9 protein-coding genes and 1 tRNA gene are annotated in these 16,931 nt (G+C 65.1%); 2 read left to right on the forward strand and 8 right to left on the reverse strand.

Going from position 1 to position 16,931, the window contains the following annotated elements; translation table 11 throughout:
- Nucleotides 1-47: 47 nt before the first annotated feature.
- The 4 genes from dxs to AX729_RS06370 form a co-directional block, all read right to left on the reverse strand.
- Nucleotides 48-1,976, reverse strand: a complete 1,929-nt coding sequence (dxs, locus tag AX729_RS06355; protein ID WP_061021260.1) for a 1-deoxy-D-xylulose-5-phosphate synthase — start codon at nt 1,974-1,976, stop codon at nt 48-50.
- A 590-nt stretch (nt 1,977-2,566) separates the two neighbouring features.
- Nucleotides 2,567-2,818 carry an exodeoxyribonuclease VII small subunit gene (locus AX729_RS06360; protein ID WP_061021206.1) on the reverse strand — a complete coding sequence of 84 codons (252 nt, stop codon included), beginning with the start codon at nt 2,816-2,818 and terminating at the stop codon, nt 2,567-2,569.
- A gap of 74 nt (nt 2,819-2,892) precedes the next feature.
- Nucleotides 2,893-3,822: a histone deacetylase family protein gene (locus AX729_RS06365; RefSeq protein ID WP_061021263.1), complete on the reverse strand. Its 930-nt coding sequence runs from the start codon at nt 3,820-3,822 to the stop codon at nt 2,893-2,895.
- Nucleotides 3,823-3,944: 122 nt separating this feature from the next.
- The gene (locus tag AX729_RS06370; protein ID WP_061021209.1) at nt 3,945-5,594 is read right to left on the reverse strand and encodes a bifunctional metallophosphatase/5'-nucleotidase; all 1,650 of its coding nucleotides are present in this window, start codon (nt 5,592-5,594) and stop codon (nt 3,945-3,947) included.
- A gap of 331 nt (nt 5,595-5,925) precedes the next feature.
- Here AX729_RS06370 and AX729_RS06375 point away from each other — a divergent pair, with 331 nt between their 5' ends.
- Nucleotides 5,926-7,164 (forward strand): MFS transporter, encoded by a 1,239-nt coding sequence (locus AX729_RS06375; protein WP_061021210.1) that lies wholly within the window; start codon nt 5,926-5,928, stop codon nt 7,162-7,164.
- Between the two features lie 157 nt (nt 7,165-7,321).
- On the opposite strand, the gene AX729_RS06380 is transcribed toward AX729_RS06375, so the two are convergent.
- A complete protein-coding gene (locus AX729_RS06380; RefSeq protein ID WP_061021212.1) occupies nt 7,322-9,100 on the reverse strand; it encodes an acyl-CoA dehydrogenase family protein in 1,779 nt (592 codons plus the stop codon).
- A 250-nt stretch (nt 9,101-9,350) separates the two neighbouring features.
- Here AX729_RS06380 and AX729_RS06385 point away from each other — a divergent pair.
- A tRNA-Gln gene (locus tag AX729_RS06385) sits at nt 9,351-9,425 on the forward strand.
- 203 nt (nt 9,426-9,628) lie between these two features.
- Here the strand turns inward: AX729_RS06385 and AX729_RS06390 are convergent.
- The 3 genes from AX729_RS06390 to AX729_RS06400 all read right to left on the reverse strand — a co-directional run bounded on the left by AX729_RS06390 (nt 9,629) and on the right by AX729_RS06400 (nt 16,617).
- Complete coding sequence (locus AX729_RS06390) at nt 9,629-11,050, reverse strand: HlyD family type I secretion periplasmic adaptor subunit (RefSeq protein ID WP_061021214.1); 1,422 nt, start codon at nt 11,048-11,050, stop codon at nt 9,629-9,631.
- Nucleotides 11,037-13,223, reverse strand: a complete 2,187-nt coding sequence (locus AX729_RS06395) for a type I secretion system permease/ATPase (protein WP_349643752.1) — start codon at nt 13,221-13,223, stop codon at nt 11,037-11,039. The genes AX729_RS06390 and AX729_RS06395 overlap by 14 nt, the downstream gene beginning before the upstream one ends.
- A 229-nt stretch (nt 13,224-13,452) precedes the next feature.
- The gene (locus AX729_RS06400) at nt 13,453-16,617 is read right to left on the reverse strand and encodes an Ig-like domain-containing protein (protein ID WP_061021215.1); all 3,165 of its coding nucleotides are present in this window, start codon (nt 16,615-16,617) and stop codon (nt 13,453-13,455) included.
- Nucleotides 16,618-16,931: the final 314 nt, after the last annotated feature.

The following is a 16,931-nucleotide window of genomic DNA, read 5'->3' on the forward strand; positions in this document are numbered from 1 at the left end:
CGTCAGATGTGTATAAGAGACAGGTCAGCGGGAGAGGTGAACCAGCATCAGGCCAGCTTGACCGTCTCGGTCTTCACGTCCTTGCCGAGCGCCTCGAACACCTTGGCGACGATGCCCTTGGCGTCGAGACCGGCGCGGGCGTACATCGCGGCCGGGGTGTCGTGGTCCTGGAACACGTCGGGCAGCACCATCGAGCGGAACTTGACCATGCCGGTGTCGAGCACGCCCTGATCGGTCAGGTACTGCGCGACATGCGAGCCGAAGCCGCCGATCGAGCCTTCCTCGATCGTGATCAGGATTTCGTGGTCGCGGGCCAGCTTGAGCACCAGCTCGGTGTCCAGCGGCTTCATGAAGCGCGCGTCCGCGATCGTGGTCGACAGGCCGAGGGCGGCGAGCTCGTCGGCGGCCTTCTCGCATTCGGCGAGGCGCGTGCCGAAGGAGAGCAGCGCGATCTTGCTGCCCTGCCGGATCATGCGGCCCTTGCCGATTTCGAGCGGAATGCCGACTTCGGGCATCTCGATGCCGCGGCCTTCGCCGCGCGGGTAGCGCAGCGAACTCGGACGGTCGTCGATCGCGACCTGGGTCGCCACCATGTGCACGAGCTCGGCTTCGTCGGCCGCCGCCATGATCACCATGTTGGGCAGGCAGCCGAGATAGGCGTTGTCGAACGAGCCGGCATGGGTCGCGCCGTCGGCACCGACGAGGCCTGCGCGGTCGATGGCGAAGCGGACCGGCAGACTCTGGATCGCGACGTCATGCACGATCTGGTCATAGCCGCGCTGCAGGAAGGTCGAGTAGATCGCACAGAACGGCTTGTAGCCTTCGGTCGCAAGACCGGCGGCGAAGGTCACCGCGTGCTGCTCGGCGATGCCGACGTCGAAGGTGCGGTCGGGGAACGCCTTGTTGAAGATGTCTACGCCGGTGCCCGAAGGCATGGCCGCGGTGATGGCGACGATCTTGTCGTCCTTCTGCGCTTCCTTGACGAGGCTCTGGCCGAACACGTTCTGGTAGGCCGGCGCGTTCGGCTTGGCCTTGGCCTGGGTACCGGTCGCGACGTCGAACTTGACGACCGCGTGATACTTGTCGGCGGAGGCTTCTGCCGGGCCGTAGCCCTTGCCCTTCTGCGTCACGACGTGGACCAGGATCGGGCCTTCCTCCATGTCGCGCACGTTCTTCAGTACGGGCAGGAGGTGGTCGAGATTGTGCCCGTCGATCGGGCCGACGTAATAGAAGCCGAGTTCCTCGAACAGCGTGCCGCCGTCCATCATGAAGCCGCGCGAATATTCCTCGACGCGGTTGGCGCGGTTGGCGAGGATCTTGGGCAGGCGCTTGTTGATCTGCTTGGCCGCCTCGCGCAGGGTGCGATAGGTCTTGCCCGAGTAGAGGCGCGACAGATAGGCGCTCATGGCGCCGACCGGGGGCGCAATCGACATGTCGTTGTCGTTGAGGATGACGATCAGGCGCGAGTTCATGGCACCCGCGTTGTTCATGGCTTCATAGGCCATGCCCGCCGACATCGCACCGTCACCGATCACTGCGATAACGTTGTTCTTGCCGCCGGAGAGGTCGCGCGCGACGGCCATGCCGAGGCCGGCGGAGATCGAGGTCGAGGAATGCGCCGCGCCGAACGGATCGTAGTCGCTCTCGCTGCGCTTGGTGAAGCCGGAGAGACCGCCGCCGGTGCGCAGCGTGCGGATGCGGTCGCGCCGGCCGGTGAGGATCTTGTGCGGATAGGCCTGATGGCCGACGTCCCAGATCAGCCGGTCGCGCGGCGTATCGAATACGTAGTGGATCGCGGTGGTGAGCTCGACCACGCCGAGGCCCGCGCCGAAATGACCGCCGGTCACCGAGACGGCATCGATGGTCTCCTGCCGCAACTCGTCAGCGACCTGGCGAACCTGCTCGACCTTGAGCTTGCGCAGGTCTTCCGGCGTCCGGATGGTGTCGAGAAGCGGCGTCTTACTGTATGCGTTCACGGCGATTTCCAATTTGTCAGCGCCGGAAGGTCATTCCGGTGCGCGATGGGTTTGCACAATATCGGCGCAGCGCGAGTCCTCAAACCGTCGGAGCCACCTGCATGGGCCAAAGCCCCGTCTTCAAGCTTAGGTAAGCTTAGGTGCGCTCCGGTTCAGTCTCTGTGATCCCTGTCACTTAGATCGGCTTCGTCCGTCCCAAGCCAATTTCATTAGCAGTTTGAAGCGCTTGCCGTCGGTATTTGGTGCCCACGCAACGCTTGCAAAAAGCCACACTCCGCGCAGCTTTACACCAAAGCTTGGGCCAAAGCCAACCCGCAGGGCCGGCTACGGGTATGCAGGTGCAACCGGCGGGCCAGTTTGGTTAACCTTGGCCGGGCAAGGACCGGTTCCGGTTTGCCCGGTTCCGTCGCAGACTTTCTCGGCGGAATGGATCGTTTGGTGCACGGATGGCCCCGATTCCGGGGCGTGGCTGCAACGGCTCCGCCGAGGGAACCGCGTCACGCCAGGGAAGGCGCCGTGTCATCATGCAAAAATGCAAGCCGGCCGCGCCTTACAGGCGCACGCGCGGCCAGGGATCGGGGAGCCTTTCCTTACTGCACGTCGAGCGGCGCAGTGCCTGTGGGCTGACCACTGGCATCGGTGGTGATCTTGTCGACCCGCGCCTCGGCCTGGCGCAAGAGCTCCTCGCAGCGGCGCTTGAGGGCTTCACCGCGCTCGTAGATCGTCACGGATTCCTCGAGCGGCACCTTGCCGTCTTCGAGCCGCTTCACGATCGTCTCGAGTTCCTCGATCGCGCGCTCGAAGGTGAGCCTGGAGACGTCGACTTGGGTATTTTCGGCCATATCCGTTTCCGATTGCCCGACTCGCTTTCCTTGCAGTGAAGGCGGGTTTTGCGGGCTTAATGTGGCGGGCGTCGTCAGGCGCCCATCAAGGCGCCGACATGCGCCGTAACAGATTCTTTCAGTCCTTGCAGGTCATAGCCCCCCTCGAGCACCGAAACAACGCGGCCGCCTGCGGTCTTGTCGGCGAGGTCCATCAGCTTGCGCGTCACCCAGGCGTAGTCCTCCGCGCGCAGGTTCAGCGAGGCGAGGGGGTCGCGGTAATGCGCGTCGAAGCCGGCGGATATGACGATCAGCTCGGGGCTGAACTTCTCGAGCTGCGGGAGGATCAGATGCTCGAACGCGGAGCGGAATTCGGGGCCTCCGTCTTCGGAAGCGAGAGGCGCGTTGACGATGGTGTCGTGATCGCCGCGCTCGCTCTTGGCGCCGGTGCCCGGAAACAGCGGCATCTGGTGCGTCGAGCAGTACATCACGGTCGGGTCCGACCAGAAGATGTCCTGCGTGCCGTTGCCGTGGTGCACGTCGAAATCGACGATGGCCGCGCGCTTGATGCCGAATTTGCGCTGCGCGTGGCGCGCGGCGATGGCGACATTGTCGAAGAAGCAGAAGCCCATCGGCTTGCCGATCTCGGCGTGATGTCCGGGCGGGCGTATCGCGACGAAGGCGTTGCGGTGCTCGCCATTCATTACGGCTTCGGTCGCCGCGACAGCTCCGCCGACGCCGCGCATCACCGCTTCCCACGTGCCAGGGGACATCGAGGTGTCGCCGTCGATGTAAACCTGACCGCTGGTCGGAGCGATGTGGCGCAACTCGGTGACGTAATGCTCGTTGTGGCAGAGGGTGACGAGATCGAGATCGCCCTCCGGCGCCTCCTCGCGCGCCAGGAACTGGAAGCGCTCTTGCGACAGGGCTTCTTCCACCGCGCGCAGACGATCCGGCCGCTCAGGGTGTCCCGGCGGCGTGACATGGTCGAGGCAGGCCTTGTGGGAAAGGAGAAGCGTGCTCATCAGGTCGGCCTCATGGGATACGGGCTTTTGACGTCGTTGGCGCATCCGCCGCCAAAACGCAATGCAAATCCCAATTTAAGCGCTTGGCCGGGAATGGCAAAGGGCCGTCCGTTTGATCCGGATCAATTCACGCGCAGGATGCGGTTGAGCGGCAGCGGCCCGATCGGCCCGTGCGCCCTGAAGAACGCGAACAGCGCGTCCGCGTCGTAGCCGCCATATTGCAGCGCCGTGCCCTGTTTGGCGACGGTAAACCCGTCTCCGCCGACGGCGAGGTAGTCGTTGAGCGTGACGCGGTAGCCGCTTCCAGATTCGATCAGCCCGCCATTGAGCGTCATCTTCTCAGGAATGACGCGCTCGCCGAATGGCCTTGATGCATCCCAAGTATAGCTGAACCCGTTCGACACCTGGAGGATCCGCGGCCGCTTTGGGTCCAACCATTGCTGCTCGAGCATGTCCTTGAGCTGGCTGCCCGTCAGCGTCATGGTGACGAGGCGGTTGCGGAACGGCTGGCTGGCGAAGACATCGCCGAACGTTATCGCGCCGTTCTCCTTCGGGACGATGTCCGTGCGGATGCCGCCGGGATTGGTGAGCGCGATGACAGCGCTGCCATCCTTCGCGTCGCGGGTTGCGAGCAATTGCGCGTCGGCGATGATATCGCCAAGCGCGCTTTCGCCGGCCTCGTTCGGCACGCGCGACAGCGTCTGCGTCACCGAACCGGCCGGCCGGTTGGCGATCGGCGCAGAGAGCTTGTCGTAGGCGTCGATCAATGCGGTCTGCTCGGGATCCTTGGCCAGCGAAGCATTGGCGACGATGACGTTCTCGGCTTTGGCGCTGACGATGTCGCGCGTCGCCGGATCGAGCCTGAGGTCGATGGCGGTGACCAGCGTCCCGTATTTGTCGCCGCTGGTGACGAGCCGCCCGTCGATGTCGCAGACATAGGCGCGGTGGGTGTGGCCGCTGACGACGACGTCCACGGCACGATCGAATTTCTTGACGATGTCGACGATCGGCCCCGCAAGGCCCGGGCATTCATTGTAGTCGCCGGCGGGCTCGCCGCCCTGGTGGATCAACACCACGATCGCTTCGACGCCAGCCGCCTTCAGCTGCGGCACGAGCGCGTTCACCGTCTCGGCCTCGTCGCGGAATTCGAGTCCGGCAATGCCCGATGGCGAGACGATGCCGGCGGTCTCCTTCAAGGTCAGCCCGATGAAGGCGACGGGAACGCCGTCGAAATCCCGGATCTCGTAGGGCGGCAGCACGCTCTTGCCTGTCGCGGTCTCGATGGTGGAGGCCGCGAGATAACGGAATTTGGCGCCCGTGAAGGGATGCGGTCCCTGGCAGCCGTCGACCGGATGGCAGCCGCCGTTCTGCATCCGCAAGAGCTCGGTCTTGCCTTCGTCGAATTCATGATTGCCGACCGAGCTGATCGCAAGGCCCATCATCGAGAGCGACTCGATCGAGGGCTCGTCGTGGAACATCGCCGACAGGAAAGGGCTCGCGCCGATCAGATCGCCGGCAGCGACGAAGATGGTGTTCTTGCGCCCCTCCCGCAGCTGCTTCACCAGCGTCGCCATGTATTCGGCGCCGCCGGCCGCCACCATGACCTTCTTGGCGTTGTCCTCGGGATCCTCGATGCGGATGCCGCCCGGCGGCGGACGCAGATTGCCGTGAAAATCGTTGATCGCGAGGATGCGCAGCTCGACCGGCGCCGCGGTCTGGGCCGAGGCGGGGAGGGCGGCGAGGACGGCCAGGATCGGAAAGACGTATCGCATGGGACAAGATTAGACGCAGCGCGCGAAGATATCACAATGCTTCGTCGTTAACACGCGTGTCGGCTCGCACGAAACCCTCGAGGTTGTCGCGGCCGGTGAACGGAGACGCCGGCGATGATCATGCAACGGGCGTCGTTCTGCGCCGTATCGATCGCGCGGCTCATCTGCCGCTACATGCGCTCATCTTTTCAGCGCCGCGTTGCACAAGGATTGGCGCACGCCACCGGCTGATGGCGCGTGGCGCAACAAGTGGCTACAATGTTTCATTTGAAAAACCGTTAGTTGTGGGGCACGATCTCGCGCGTTCTCTCTTTTTCTGATTGCTCGACAGATGATTGCCGCAACCCGTATTGACGAATCCTCCCCACATTATCGCGGTTGGCGTGTCGTGCTGGCCTGCTTCCTGATGGCCTTCTTCATGTTCGGGTTCGGCCTCTACGGCCAGGGCGTCTATCTCGCCGAGCTCCAGCGCGCCCATGGCTGGCCGGGCACGCTGATTTCCGCGGCCAGCACCTTCTCGTTCGTCCTGACATCCGTGCTCGTCGTCTTCACCGACGATCTGCTCGAGCGCATTGGGCTGCGCTGCCTGATCCTGTGCGGCCTGTCGGCGCTCGGCGCTTCGACCGCGCTGCTGGCACTGATGCAGACGCCCTGGCAGCTCTATCTCGCCTATGCGCTGATGTCGGTCGGCTGGACCGGCATGGGCACCGTGGTGATCGCGACCCTGCTGAATTCCTGGTTCGAGCGGCGCCGCGGGCTCGCGCTCAGCCTTGCTTTCAACGGAGCGACCTGCGGCGGTATCATCCTCGTCCCGCTGCTGCTGTCGCTGACCGGCAGCATCGGCTTCCGGTCCGCGATGCTGGCGGCCACGCTCGCGATGATGGTTCTGGTGCTGCCCGTGGTCGTGACCTTCATCAGCTGGCCCGCCGGGATGTCGCTCAAATCGGGCGGACGTCCGGTCGCTCGCGGCGCGGCCGCGCCAGGCCTTTCCCGCAAGGCGCTGCTCGCCAACGCGGCGTTCTGGACCATGGTGCTGCCGATCGCGATGGCGCTGCTGGCGCAGATGGGGTTCATCATCCACCAGGTCACGTTTCTCGAGCCGCTGATCGGCCGCTCCGCGGCAGGGCTCGCGGTGACCATCATGGCGGCGATGGCGGTGGTCGGGCGCCTGTCGCTCGGCCTGTTCGTCGACCGGCTCGATCCGCGTCTCGCCTGCGCTGCGTCGATGACGAGCCAGGCGGCGGCGCTGTTCGTGCTTCTCCAAAGCACGAGTCCGACCGTCCTGCTGGCCTGCTGCGGCGTCTACGGCTTCTCGATCGGCAACATGATCACGTTCCCGCCCCTGATCATCCAGCGCGAGGTCGGCGCTACCGCCTTCGCTGCCGCGATGGGATTGGGCACGTCTATCAGCGGCATCGTCAGCGCGTTCGGCCCCGGCATCGTCGGTCTCGTGCGTAGCGTGACCGGCAACTACACGACGGCCTTTGCGTTGTGTGTGGTGCTCGATCTCGTCGCGGCGGGCGTGGTGCTGTGGCGGCCGGGCAGACGGGCGGAGATCGCAGCTTCGTAGCCTGAGCCGGGTTGCCTCTCGTGCCCCCGGACGCAGCGCTATTTCAGCGGTGCGCTGCCGAACGGGGGCTCATGTCATCCCGATCGCTTCCTTGCCTTGTGTCCCGACTCTGCGCAGCAGCGCGACGCGTTGCAGCGCGTCCGGACACATGAAGCGACTACCCCAGCAGCACCGCATCCGCCGCCGCGACCGACTCCGCGCTTTCCGTCACGGTCCGCTCGAGCGCTCCCGCCTGCACCGTGATGTTCTCGGCAAAGAAGCGCGCGAGCGCAACGTAGCGCGCAGCGTCCGCGTTACCGTCGGCTTTGGCGGCAAGCGCCTCGGAGGCGAGCAGGCAGCCGCCGAGCGTCGCGCCGAACTGCTGCAGATAGGGAGTCGCTCCCGCGAGCGCCTCGTTCGGTGCGGAGGCAACGCGCTCCAGGAGCCATTTGCTGGTGCGCCTCAAAGCGTCCAGCGCCTCGCGCAGCTTTGCACCCGTGGTGCCGAAACCGGGATCGTTGGAGGCCTCGACCTTGCTGACGGTTGCCGAGAGTTCGTCGAGCAATGCCCACACAGACGCGCCGCCATTGGCCGCCAGCTTGCGCGTGACGAGATCGATCGCCTGGATGCCGTTGGTGCCCTCGTATATCGCGGTGATGCGGGCATCGCGGTAGTGCTGGGCCGCGCCGGTCTCCTCGATGAAGCCCATGCCGCCATGGATCTGCACGCCGAGATAGGCGACCTCGTTGCCGATATCGGTGGAATAGGCCTTGGCCATCGGCGTGAGCAGCGCCGCGCGTGCTGCCGCGTCGGCGCGCACCTTCGCGTCCTTGGCCCGCGTCGAGACGTCGATCGCGACCGCGGTCGCATAGCAGATGGTGCGCGCGGCCGCGGTCTGCGCCCGCATCCGCATCAGCATGCGCTTGACGTCGGGATGCACGAAGATCGCATCCGAGCCGTCGCCTTTCTTGCCGACCGCGCGACCCTGCTTGCGCTCCTGCGCATACGACAAGGCCTGCTGGTAGGCGCGGTCGGCAACGCCGACGCCCTCCAGGCCGACTCCGAGGCGGGCCTGGTTCATCATCGTGAACATGCAGCGCATGCCCTGGTTCTCTTCACCGATGAGAAAGCCGATCGCGCCGCCGTGATCGCCCATGGTCATGGTGCAGGTCGGGGAAGCGTGCATGCCGAGTTTGTGCTCGACGCCGGAGGCATAGATGTCGTTGCGCTGTCCCAGTGAGCCGTCGGCATTCACCATGAACTTGGGAACGAGAAAGAGCGAGATACCCTTGGTGCCGGCGGGCGCATCAGGCAGGCGCGCCAGCACGAAATGCACGATGTTGTCGGTCATGTCGTGCTCGCCATAGGTGATGAAGATCTTCGTCCCCGTGATGCGATAGGTGCCGTCAGCCTGCTTCTCCGCGCGGGTGCGCAGCGCGCCGACGTCGGAGCCTGCCTGCGGCTCGGTCAGCTGCATCGTGCCGGTCCATTCGCCGGAGACGAGCTTCGCGAGATAGATTCTCTTCAGCTCGTCGCTGCCATGCGCGTCCAGCGCCTCGATCGCCGAGGCCGTCAGCAGCGGACAGAGGCCGAAGGCGACGTTGGCGGCGCTCCAGATCTCGGTGCAGGCGGCGTTGATCGCGAGCGGCAGGCCCTGGCCGCCGAAGTCTTCCGGGCCGGACACCGCGTTCCAGCCGCCCTCGGTCCAGCGCTTGTAGGCGTCCGGCCAGCCCGGCGCGGTCGTGACCTTGCCGTCGTCGAGCTTGATGCCGTGCTCGTCGCCCACCTTGTTGAGCGGCGCCAGCACGTCCGAAGCGAACTTGCCGGCTTCCTCCAGCACGGCGGCGGCGAGGTCGGCGTCGAAATCGCCATAATGCCCGGCTTCCATCGCGGCCTTGAGGCCCGCGCCATGGTTGAGCGACAGCAGCATGTCAGAAATCGGCGCGCGGTAGGTCATGGCTCACTCCCGAGGACAAATATTGCAGCCGTATTCTCACGAAACGGGGGCGGTCTCAATGGTCCGAGGCGGGGCAGTGGCCGGGAACGGCATCGCTGCGGGGGCAATATAGAGTGAAGCGGGCCGATCCTTGGCCTGTGGTATTTTGCCCCTCCAGGCGGTTGAAATGCCGCGCCTCTCCCTATAGACCGGCTGCGACTGGAGAGAATCCGCGGTAGCCCGATCTTCCGCCATTCCGTCAGTCGCCTGATGGGGCGTAGCCAAGCGGTAAGGCAGCGGATTTTGATTCCGCCATTCGGAGGTTCGATCCCTCCCGCCCCAGCCAGATTGCCCGGGCAGCCTGAAATAACTCACGAAGCCGGCCAGGCTGGGGAGCGCGCTTGCCGAACGCGCCGACCCGCACCTGGTCGACGATGTCGTTTTGGACAACGGTCCGATCCCGCACATAGCGCCGTAGCGGGCGGGGATGCATCTCACCAGATCCGACAGGACCTCTTCACCCGCGCGAGCGTGTCATCGCCGCGTGCCTCAGCGCTCCCGCAAGCTTTCCTGACCATAGCGAATGAGCGGCGAGATCAGATAGCTCAGGATGGTCCGCGTACCGGTCTTGATTTCGACGGTCACGGCCATGCCGGGCGCCAGATTGACGGTGCGTCCATCGACGTCCATTTCGGGGCGGTCGAGGGAGACGCGGGCGGAATAGACGAGTTCCTGGCCCTTCGGCTCGCTGGATGCCGTTTCGGTGCCCGTCGGCGCCTCGCCGGGCTTTTCCTGCGGCTTGTTGCGGACGATGGCGTCCTGCGAGACGCTGAGCACCCTGCCCTGACGCAATCCGTAGCGGGTGAAGCTGAACGTATCGATCTTGATCGCGGCCTCTTCGCCCGGACGGACGAAGCCGATGTCGCGGTTGGAGATCATGGCCTCGATTTCGAGGCCGCCGCTTGTTGGCACCAAAACCATCAGCGTCTGTGCCGGCGTGACGACGCCCCCGATCGAGTGGACGGCGAGTTGCTGAACGATGCCGTCTTCCTGCGCGGTGAGGCGCAGCAGGCTGGTGCGCTGCTCGGCCTTGACGATGTCCTGGCGCAGCCCTGCTGCTTTCTGCTCGGCCTTTGCGAGTTCGTCGAACAGGCCGCGTTGATATTCGGCTTGCGTGCGGCGCAAGGTCTCTTCGATGCCGCCCACGGCCGCGTCGGCCTCGGCAAAGCGGCTCTTCTGGACCAGCAGTTCCTGCTGGTAGGAGACGAGGTCCTGCATCTCGGTGAGATATTGCAGCTTGGAACCGAATTCGCGGTCGACCAGATATTTTCGTACGTCGACGCGCTGCTGGAGGATCGGGATCAACGAGGAGATCTTGCCGATCGAGGCCTCGGTGGTGGCCCGCTCCGCCTTCTTTTGCGTGCCCTGCCATTCCAGCGTGGTCAGCTTGGCCGCCTGTTCGGCCGTTTGCGAAGCGAGAAACCGCTTGGCGGTCCGGATCTGCTCAGGGGTAGCGCGTTCGGGCGGGACGAATTTGCTTTCGTCGCCACCGGCAAGCGCCGCCCGCAGGCGAGCGATGTCGAGTTCGCTGGCGACGAGGTCGCTCTGGAGATGGCTGAGCTCCGCCTGGCTCATCGTCGGGTCGAGTTCGATCAGCAGATCTCCGGCCTTGACGCGCTGACCATCCCGCACGTGGATGGCACGCACCACGGCGGTCTCGAACGGCTGGATCACCTTGGTGCGACCATCCGGCACGATCTTGCCGGTCGCAGTGGCAATGATGTTGACCGTGCCGATGCCGGCCCAAATCAGCGCGATCAGGAAGACCGCCGAGATCGTCCCGGAAATGGCGCGGCCGATCGGGGAGGGCGGTGTCTCCACGATCTCGAGGGCGGCCGGAAGGAATGCCCGCTCGTCGCGCGTGCGCGTCGGCCTGCGTAGCGAGGCGAGCATCGCCCTAGCCGACCTCATGGATGCCTGCCTGGACACGATGAAGTGTCGCATAACGTCCGCCGCTGCGGATCAACTGGTCGTGCGAGCCGTCCTCGACGATGCGCCCGCGCTCGATCGTGATGATGCGGTCCGCTGTCCGCACGGTCGAGAGCCGATGCGCGATGATCAGGACTGTACGGCCTGCCGTGATCTCGCGCATGTTCTGCTGGATCACCCGCTCGCTCTCGTAATCGAGCGCGGAGGTGGCTTCGTCGAAGATCAGCACCCGCGGATCGGTCGTCAGCGCCCGCGCGATCGCAATGCGCTGGCGCTGACCGCCCGACAGCGTGCTGCCGCGCTCGCCGATGATCGTGTCATAGCCGTCCTGGAGCTCGAGGATGAACTCGTGCGCGCCGGCAAGCTTCGCCGCGGCGACGACCCGTTCCATCGGCAGGGCAGGGTCCGCCAGCGCGATGTTGTCGCGCACCGAGCTGTTGAACAGCATGTTCTCCTGCAGCACGACGCCGACCTGCCGACGCAGCCAGGTCGGGTCGACCGCGGCCAGATCGTTGCCATCCACCAGCACGCGGCCCGACTCGGGCAGGTAGAGCCGCTGGATCAGCTTCCCCAACGTGCTCTTGCCGGATCCCGAGGTGCCGACGATCCCGACGATCTGACCCGCGGGTATTCTCAGATTGATGTCGTTCAGGATGGATGGCCCGTCGATCCGGTAGCGGAAGCCGACATGCTCGAAGACGATCTCGCCGCGGATCGCCGGCAGGGCCGCGCGTCCCGGCCGGTGCGTCGGCTCCGGCACGGTGTTGAGGATGTCACCGAGCCGTTCGACCGACAATCGTGCCTGGTGGAAGTCCTGCCAGAGCTGGGACAGTCTCAGCACCGGTGCCGTGACGCGGCCCGAGAGCATGTTGAAGGCGACGAGTTCGCCGACGGTCAGATTGCCGTCGATGACGAGCTTGGCGCCGAAATAGAGCAGCACCGCCATGTTGATCTTGCTGACGAACTGAACGCCCTGGCTGGCGACGTTGCCGAGATTGACGACGCGGAAGCTGGACGCGACGTAGCCCGCAAGCTGCTCTTCCCAGCGCCGTTGCATCTGCGGCTCGACGGCCATGGCCTTGAGCGCCTCGACGCCCGTGACGCTCTCCACCAGGAATGACTGGTTCTCGGCGCCGCGCTTAAATTTCTCGTCGAGCCGATAGCGGAACAGCGGCGTGGCTCCGGCGGAGATGGCGATGTAGAACGGAAAGGACGCGATCACGATCGCGGTCAGGAGCGGCGAGTAGAACGCCATCAGCGCGAGAAACACGAAGGTAAAGAACAGATCGATCACCAGCGTCAGGGCCGAGCCGGTGATGAAATTGCGCAGATTCTCGAGTTCACGGACCCGTGCCACGGTGTCGCCGACGCGCCGCGCCTGGAAATAGGACAGCGGAAGCGCCAGCAGATGGCGGAACAGGCGCGCGCCGAGTTCGACGTCGATGCGGTTCGTGGTGTGCGCGAACAGGTAGGTGCGCAGGCCGCCGAGGACGACCTCGAAGATCGATATCGCGACGATGCCCACGACCAGCACGTCCAGCGTGCCGAGGCTGCGGTGGACGAGCACCTTGTCGATCACCACCTGGAAGAACAGCGGCGACACCAGCGCGAAGATCTGCAGGAAGAACGAAGCCAGCAGCACCTCGCCGAGCAGGCCGCGATAGCGGTTGATCGCGCCCATGAACCAGGTGATGTCGAAGCGCCGCGACAGTTCGGCCAGCGCCGCCCGCTTGGTCATCAGGATGACGCGGCCGTCCCAGAGTACCTCGAACTGGGCCTTGGTCAGCATCTGCGGACGCGGCGAGCCGGGATATTGCACGATGGCCTTGCCGTCGCCGGCCTTGCCCAGGATGAGGAAGCCGCCGTCGCGCAGCGGGACGATGGCCGGCAGGGGAGTCTTGTCGAGACGGTCCCACCTGGTCTTCACCAGCCGCGCCTTGACGTTGAACTGCCTGGTGGAGCGCAGCATCTCGGTGATGCCGACCACATTGACGCCGAGCTGATGGCGGAGCTGCTCCGGCTCGGCGGGAACGCCGAGAAACTGGAGCATCATGACCAGCGCGGTCAGGCCGGGATCGGCCGGAGCCCTCGGGGTCGCGGCAGCGGACGGTTGGCCGGCCGCCGGCTCCCTCGCATTGGTCTCGTTCATACTCATGGACTGCAGCTATCCGAGTTCACCGGGTCCGGATGATCGGACATCGCCTGCCGGCGGCAGGCCGCCGATAGCTAACGCTGCTATGTTACGGTTTGATAACTACGTTCGAGACTTGCGGACAATGTTATTGCTCGCACGTCGTCGGATGTGAAGACGGCGGGAGGCCCGCGAGGCCTCCCGCCGCTTCGGACGGAAATCGGGACCGGCTGTGCCGGTGCCGATCGCGGGATCAGCCGTGGCTGACCAGCGTGGTCTGCTGCTGGGTGGTGTCCTGCGCCACGAAGCTGCTCTCCGTGCCTGCGTCGGGAACGAGACTGGCCGACTGCTGCACGAGCAGCGACAGCGAGATGGCCGTCCCGCCGTGGCCGTCGTCAGCGACGTTCAGCTCGGTGCCGGACTGGACCCCGGCAAACTGGTAGGCGTGGGTACCGGCATTCGTGACCAGTGTCAGGGTCGAGCCGTCGAAGGTGAACGAGGAGACCGACGTATTGAGCAGGTCGATCATGTCGCCGACTTCGAAGTTCGACACGGTGCCGGTGAGGCCGTCGGCATTTGCCAGCGTGAGGGTTGCCGCGGAGCCGGCGAAATCGACGCCATTCTGCACGCCGCCCGCCAGCACGCGTTCCACGCCGCCGGCCAGATGCGTGCCCGAGGCCGAGCCCGTCAAGTCCAGTTCGCCGCCGTTGATCGTCGTGTTGAAGGCCGTGCCGGCGATCCAGGCGAAGCCGCCGTCGATCGTCGTGCCCGAAGCGGACGCGCCGGTGTCGACATACAGGAGGCCGCCGGCATTCACCGTGGTCGCGGTCACGCTGCCGCCATTGCCGACATAAGCGTTGCCGCCGGCCTGGACCACCGTCTGGTCGGCGCTGGCACCTTCGAGGACCTGCTGCGAGCCGCTGAGGAGCGTGCCGGTCACGGCGCCGTGGTAGACGTCCTGGAAGGCGCCGGCCTCGACCGTCGTGCCCGAGGCGCTGCCGCCGTTATAGACGTGCTGGGCACCCCCGTTCTTGACCGTCACGTTGTTCGCAATGCCGCCGGTCTGCGATTGACCGCCGCCGATCGAACCACCGTTCGAACTGCCGTTGACGAACTGGAAGCCGCCGTTGATGACGGTGTCGTCAGCGGTGGCCCCGGTGTCGACGTACTGGAGACCGCCGGTGTCGATCACGGTGCCTTCAGTGTGGCCGCCGTTGCCGACGTACTGATAGCCGCCGCCGGTGACGGTGGTGTCGATCGCGCTGCCACCGGCAAGAACCTGCTGCTGGCCCTTGAGCGTAACGTTGGTGACGGTCGAGCTCGAATAGACGTCCTGGTAGCCGCCGGCTTCCACCGTGGTCCCGTCGGCGTTGCCGCCGAAATAGACGTGCTGCTGACCACCGGCGCGAACGATCGTGTCGCTGGCGTTGCCGTAGTCATACTGCACGCCGCCGTTCAGGATGTCGGTGTGCTGGGTCGTCGCACCGTTCAGGACATCGACGACGCCGCCATTGCCGATCGTGATCTGGCCGGAGACGTTGCCGCCGCCGACAACATCGAGCACGCCGCTGCCGAGGACGACGTAGCCCATCGAGGTGGTGGTCGCCGAGGTGACCGAAACCGGAGCGGTCGATACCAGCGTGGGTGCTGCGAAGACCGTCGAATTGCCGGTGTTGCCGGCGAGGTCCGTGGTCTTGGCGGTCAGGTTGTTGGCGCCCTCGACCAGCGTCACACCGGCCAGGCTCCAGGATCCGTCGCCGCCAGCCGTCGTGGTGCCGATCAGCGTCGCTCCGTCATAGACCGAGACCTGCAGGCCAGGCTCGGTGCTGCCGCTGACGGTGAAGCTGGGCAGGCTGGAGGTGTTGAGGCTGACGCCGGCAATGCCGACAACCGGCGCAACGGTATCGACAGTGACGTTCACCGCGGCGGCGGCATCGCTCACCGCGCCAGTAGTATCTGTGACTTTGGCGGTGATTGCATGGGTGGCGTCGCCGAGGACGCCGGTCTGAAGGTCGATGTAGCCGCGTGCGATGTCGGCGAGCGAGAGCGTCACGCCGGTGCCCAGCGCGGTCTGGCCGTCGAACAGCTGGATGACGTCGCCCGCGAAGTTGCTGCCGGTCGCGATGCGCACCGTCAGGTTGGTGTCGTTGGTGCTGGCGCCGTTTCCAATCACGCCCGTGTTCGGAGAAACGTCGTCGGTCACCGACACGATGGCCGGCGCGGTGGGCGCGTTCGACAGGTTGAAGACCTGGGCGGTGATGCCGTAGGACGAGTTGTCGCCGAGCGTCTGGCTGAAATCCTGCCAGCTGATCACAAAGCCGCCATTGGCGAGCGCTGCCACCGTCGGATAGTACTGATAGCTGGCGATCTGCGAATTGACGACGTACTCGCCGCCGACCTTGGCCCCGGCCGCGTCGTACACCTGCGCCTTGATACCGGAGCCGCTGCCGTCCGCCGTGCCTTCGTCGGACCAGGTCACGACGAAGCCGCCACCCGTCAGGGCGGTGATGCTCGAAAAGCCCTGATTGCCGCTGGTCTGGGTATTGACCTGGAATTCGGAGCCGACCTTGGCGCCGCCGGCCGTGAACACCTGCGCGCGAATTTCTCCGCTGGTATCCTCGAAGCTGATGACGAAATTGCCGTTGGCGAGCCCGGTCACGCCGGCAACCATGCGATTGTTGTAGTAAGCTTGGTCGACGGTGAATTCGCTGCCCACCTTGGTCGCCCCGCTGGCGGTGGGGTGGAAGACCTGGCCGCGAACTTCCCAGTTACCGGTGCGAAAATCGTTCCAGGTCACCACGAAGTCGCCGTTGCTCAGCGTGGCGATCGAGGTTCGTTCCTGATCATAGACGCTGGTCGAGTTCACCAGGAATTCCGAGCCGACCTTGGCGCCGTTCGCGTCGTAGACCTGGGCCTTGACGTCGGGCGCGGACGAACCCTGATTGGTCCATGCGACCACGAAGCCGCCGTTCGGCAGGCCGGTGATAGCCGGCATGTTCTGGTTGTTGGAGGTGACCGTATTGATCAGAAACTCGCCGCCGACCGGGGTGCCGCTGGCGCTGTAGATCTGGGCCTTGATGTCTCCGCTCGTCGAGTTCTGGTCCTGCCAGGAAACGACGAAACCGCCGTTGCTGAGGCCGGTCACGACCGGAGTGGCCTGCGATCCCGTGGTCTGGGTGTTGACGAGGAATTCCCCGCCGACCTTGCTGCCGTCGGCGGCATAGACCTGCGCCTTGACGGAGGAGCCGCTGGTGTCGCCGAGCGAACTGCTGCCGCTGCCGTTATATCCGGCGAGACCATCCTGCCAGGTGACGACGAAGCCACCGTTGGCAAGCCCGGTGACGGAGGGATACCACTGGCCGCCGGTCGTCTGGCTATTGACCTGAAATTCGGCACCTATTTTTACGACGGTGGTCATAACATAACCTCAAATGATGCTGCAGGGCGCTTAAGGGCGAGATTCCGTGCGCGCCCGGTCATCCGGAACGCGCACCAAACCCGCGCAGGGGTTTAAACGATATATTTATGATAATTTATGATACTATTCTGTGCGTAATGCGACATTATCCCCGCCCTGAATGTTGTCTGCGGGCAAGGGTCGGGGACGAAGGCCCGAAAGACTGGCTCTTCGTTCGGCAGGCGGCCGCGTCGATTTCAGAAGGACGGGGCTATCGTCTGTTCTTCCGGCAAGCGGCATGATGCACGCAGCGCCGTCACTGCAAGTACGTGATT

This window comes from Bradyrhizobium sp. CCH5-F6, from assembly GCF_001556045.1.
GTDB lineage: Bacteria > Pseudomonadota > Alphaproteobacteria > Rhizobiales > Xanthobacteraceae > Bradyrhizobium.

What these genes read in the sequence shown, in the direction of transcription:
- AX729_RS06375 (WP_061021210.1), top strand. Translation starts at nt 5,926, where the DNA reads ATGATTGCCGCAACCCGTATTGACGAATCCTCCCCACATTATCGCGGT.
- AX729_RS06395 (WP_349643752.1), bottom strand. Translation starts at nt 13,223, where the DNA reads ATGAGTATGAACGAGACCAATGCGAGGGAGCCGGCGGCCGGCCAACCG.
- AX729_RS06370 (WP_061021209.1), bottom strand. Translation starts at nt 5,594, where the DNA reads ATGCGATACGTCTTTCCGATCCTGGCCGTCCTCGCCGCCCTCCCCGCC.
- AX729_RS06365 (WP_061021263.1), bottom strand. Translation starts at nt 3,822, where the DNA reads ATGAGCACGCTTCTCCTTTCCCACAAGGCCTGCCTCGACCATGTCACG.
- AX729_RS06360 (WP_061021206.1), bottom strand. Translation starts at nt 2,818, where the DNA reads ATGGCCGAAAATACCCAAGTCGACGTCTCCAGGCTCACCTTCGAGCGC.
- AX729_RS06390 (WP_061021214.1), bottom strand. Translation starts at nt 11,050, where the DNA reads ATGAGGTCGGCTAGGGCGATGCTCGCCTCGCTACGCAGGCCGACGCGC.
- AX729_RS06400 (WP_061021215.1), bottom strand. Translation starts at nt 16,617, where the DNA reads ATGACCACCGTCGTAAAAATAGGTGCCGAATTTCAGGTCAATAGCCAG.
- AX729_RS06380 (WP_061021212.1), bottom strand. Translation starts at nt 9,100, where the DNA reads ATGACCTACCGCGCGCCGATTTCTGACATGCTGCTGTCGCTCAACCAT.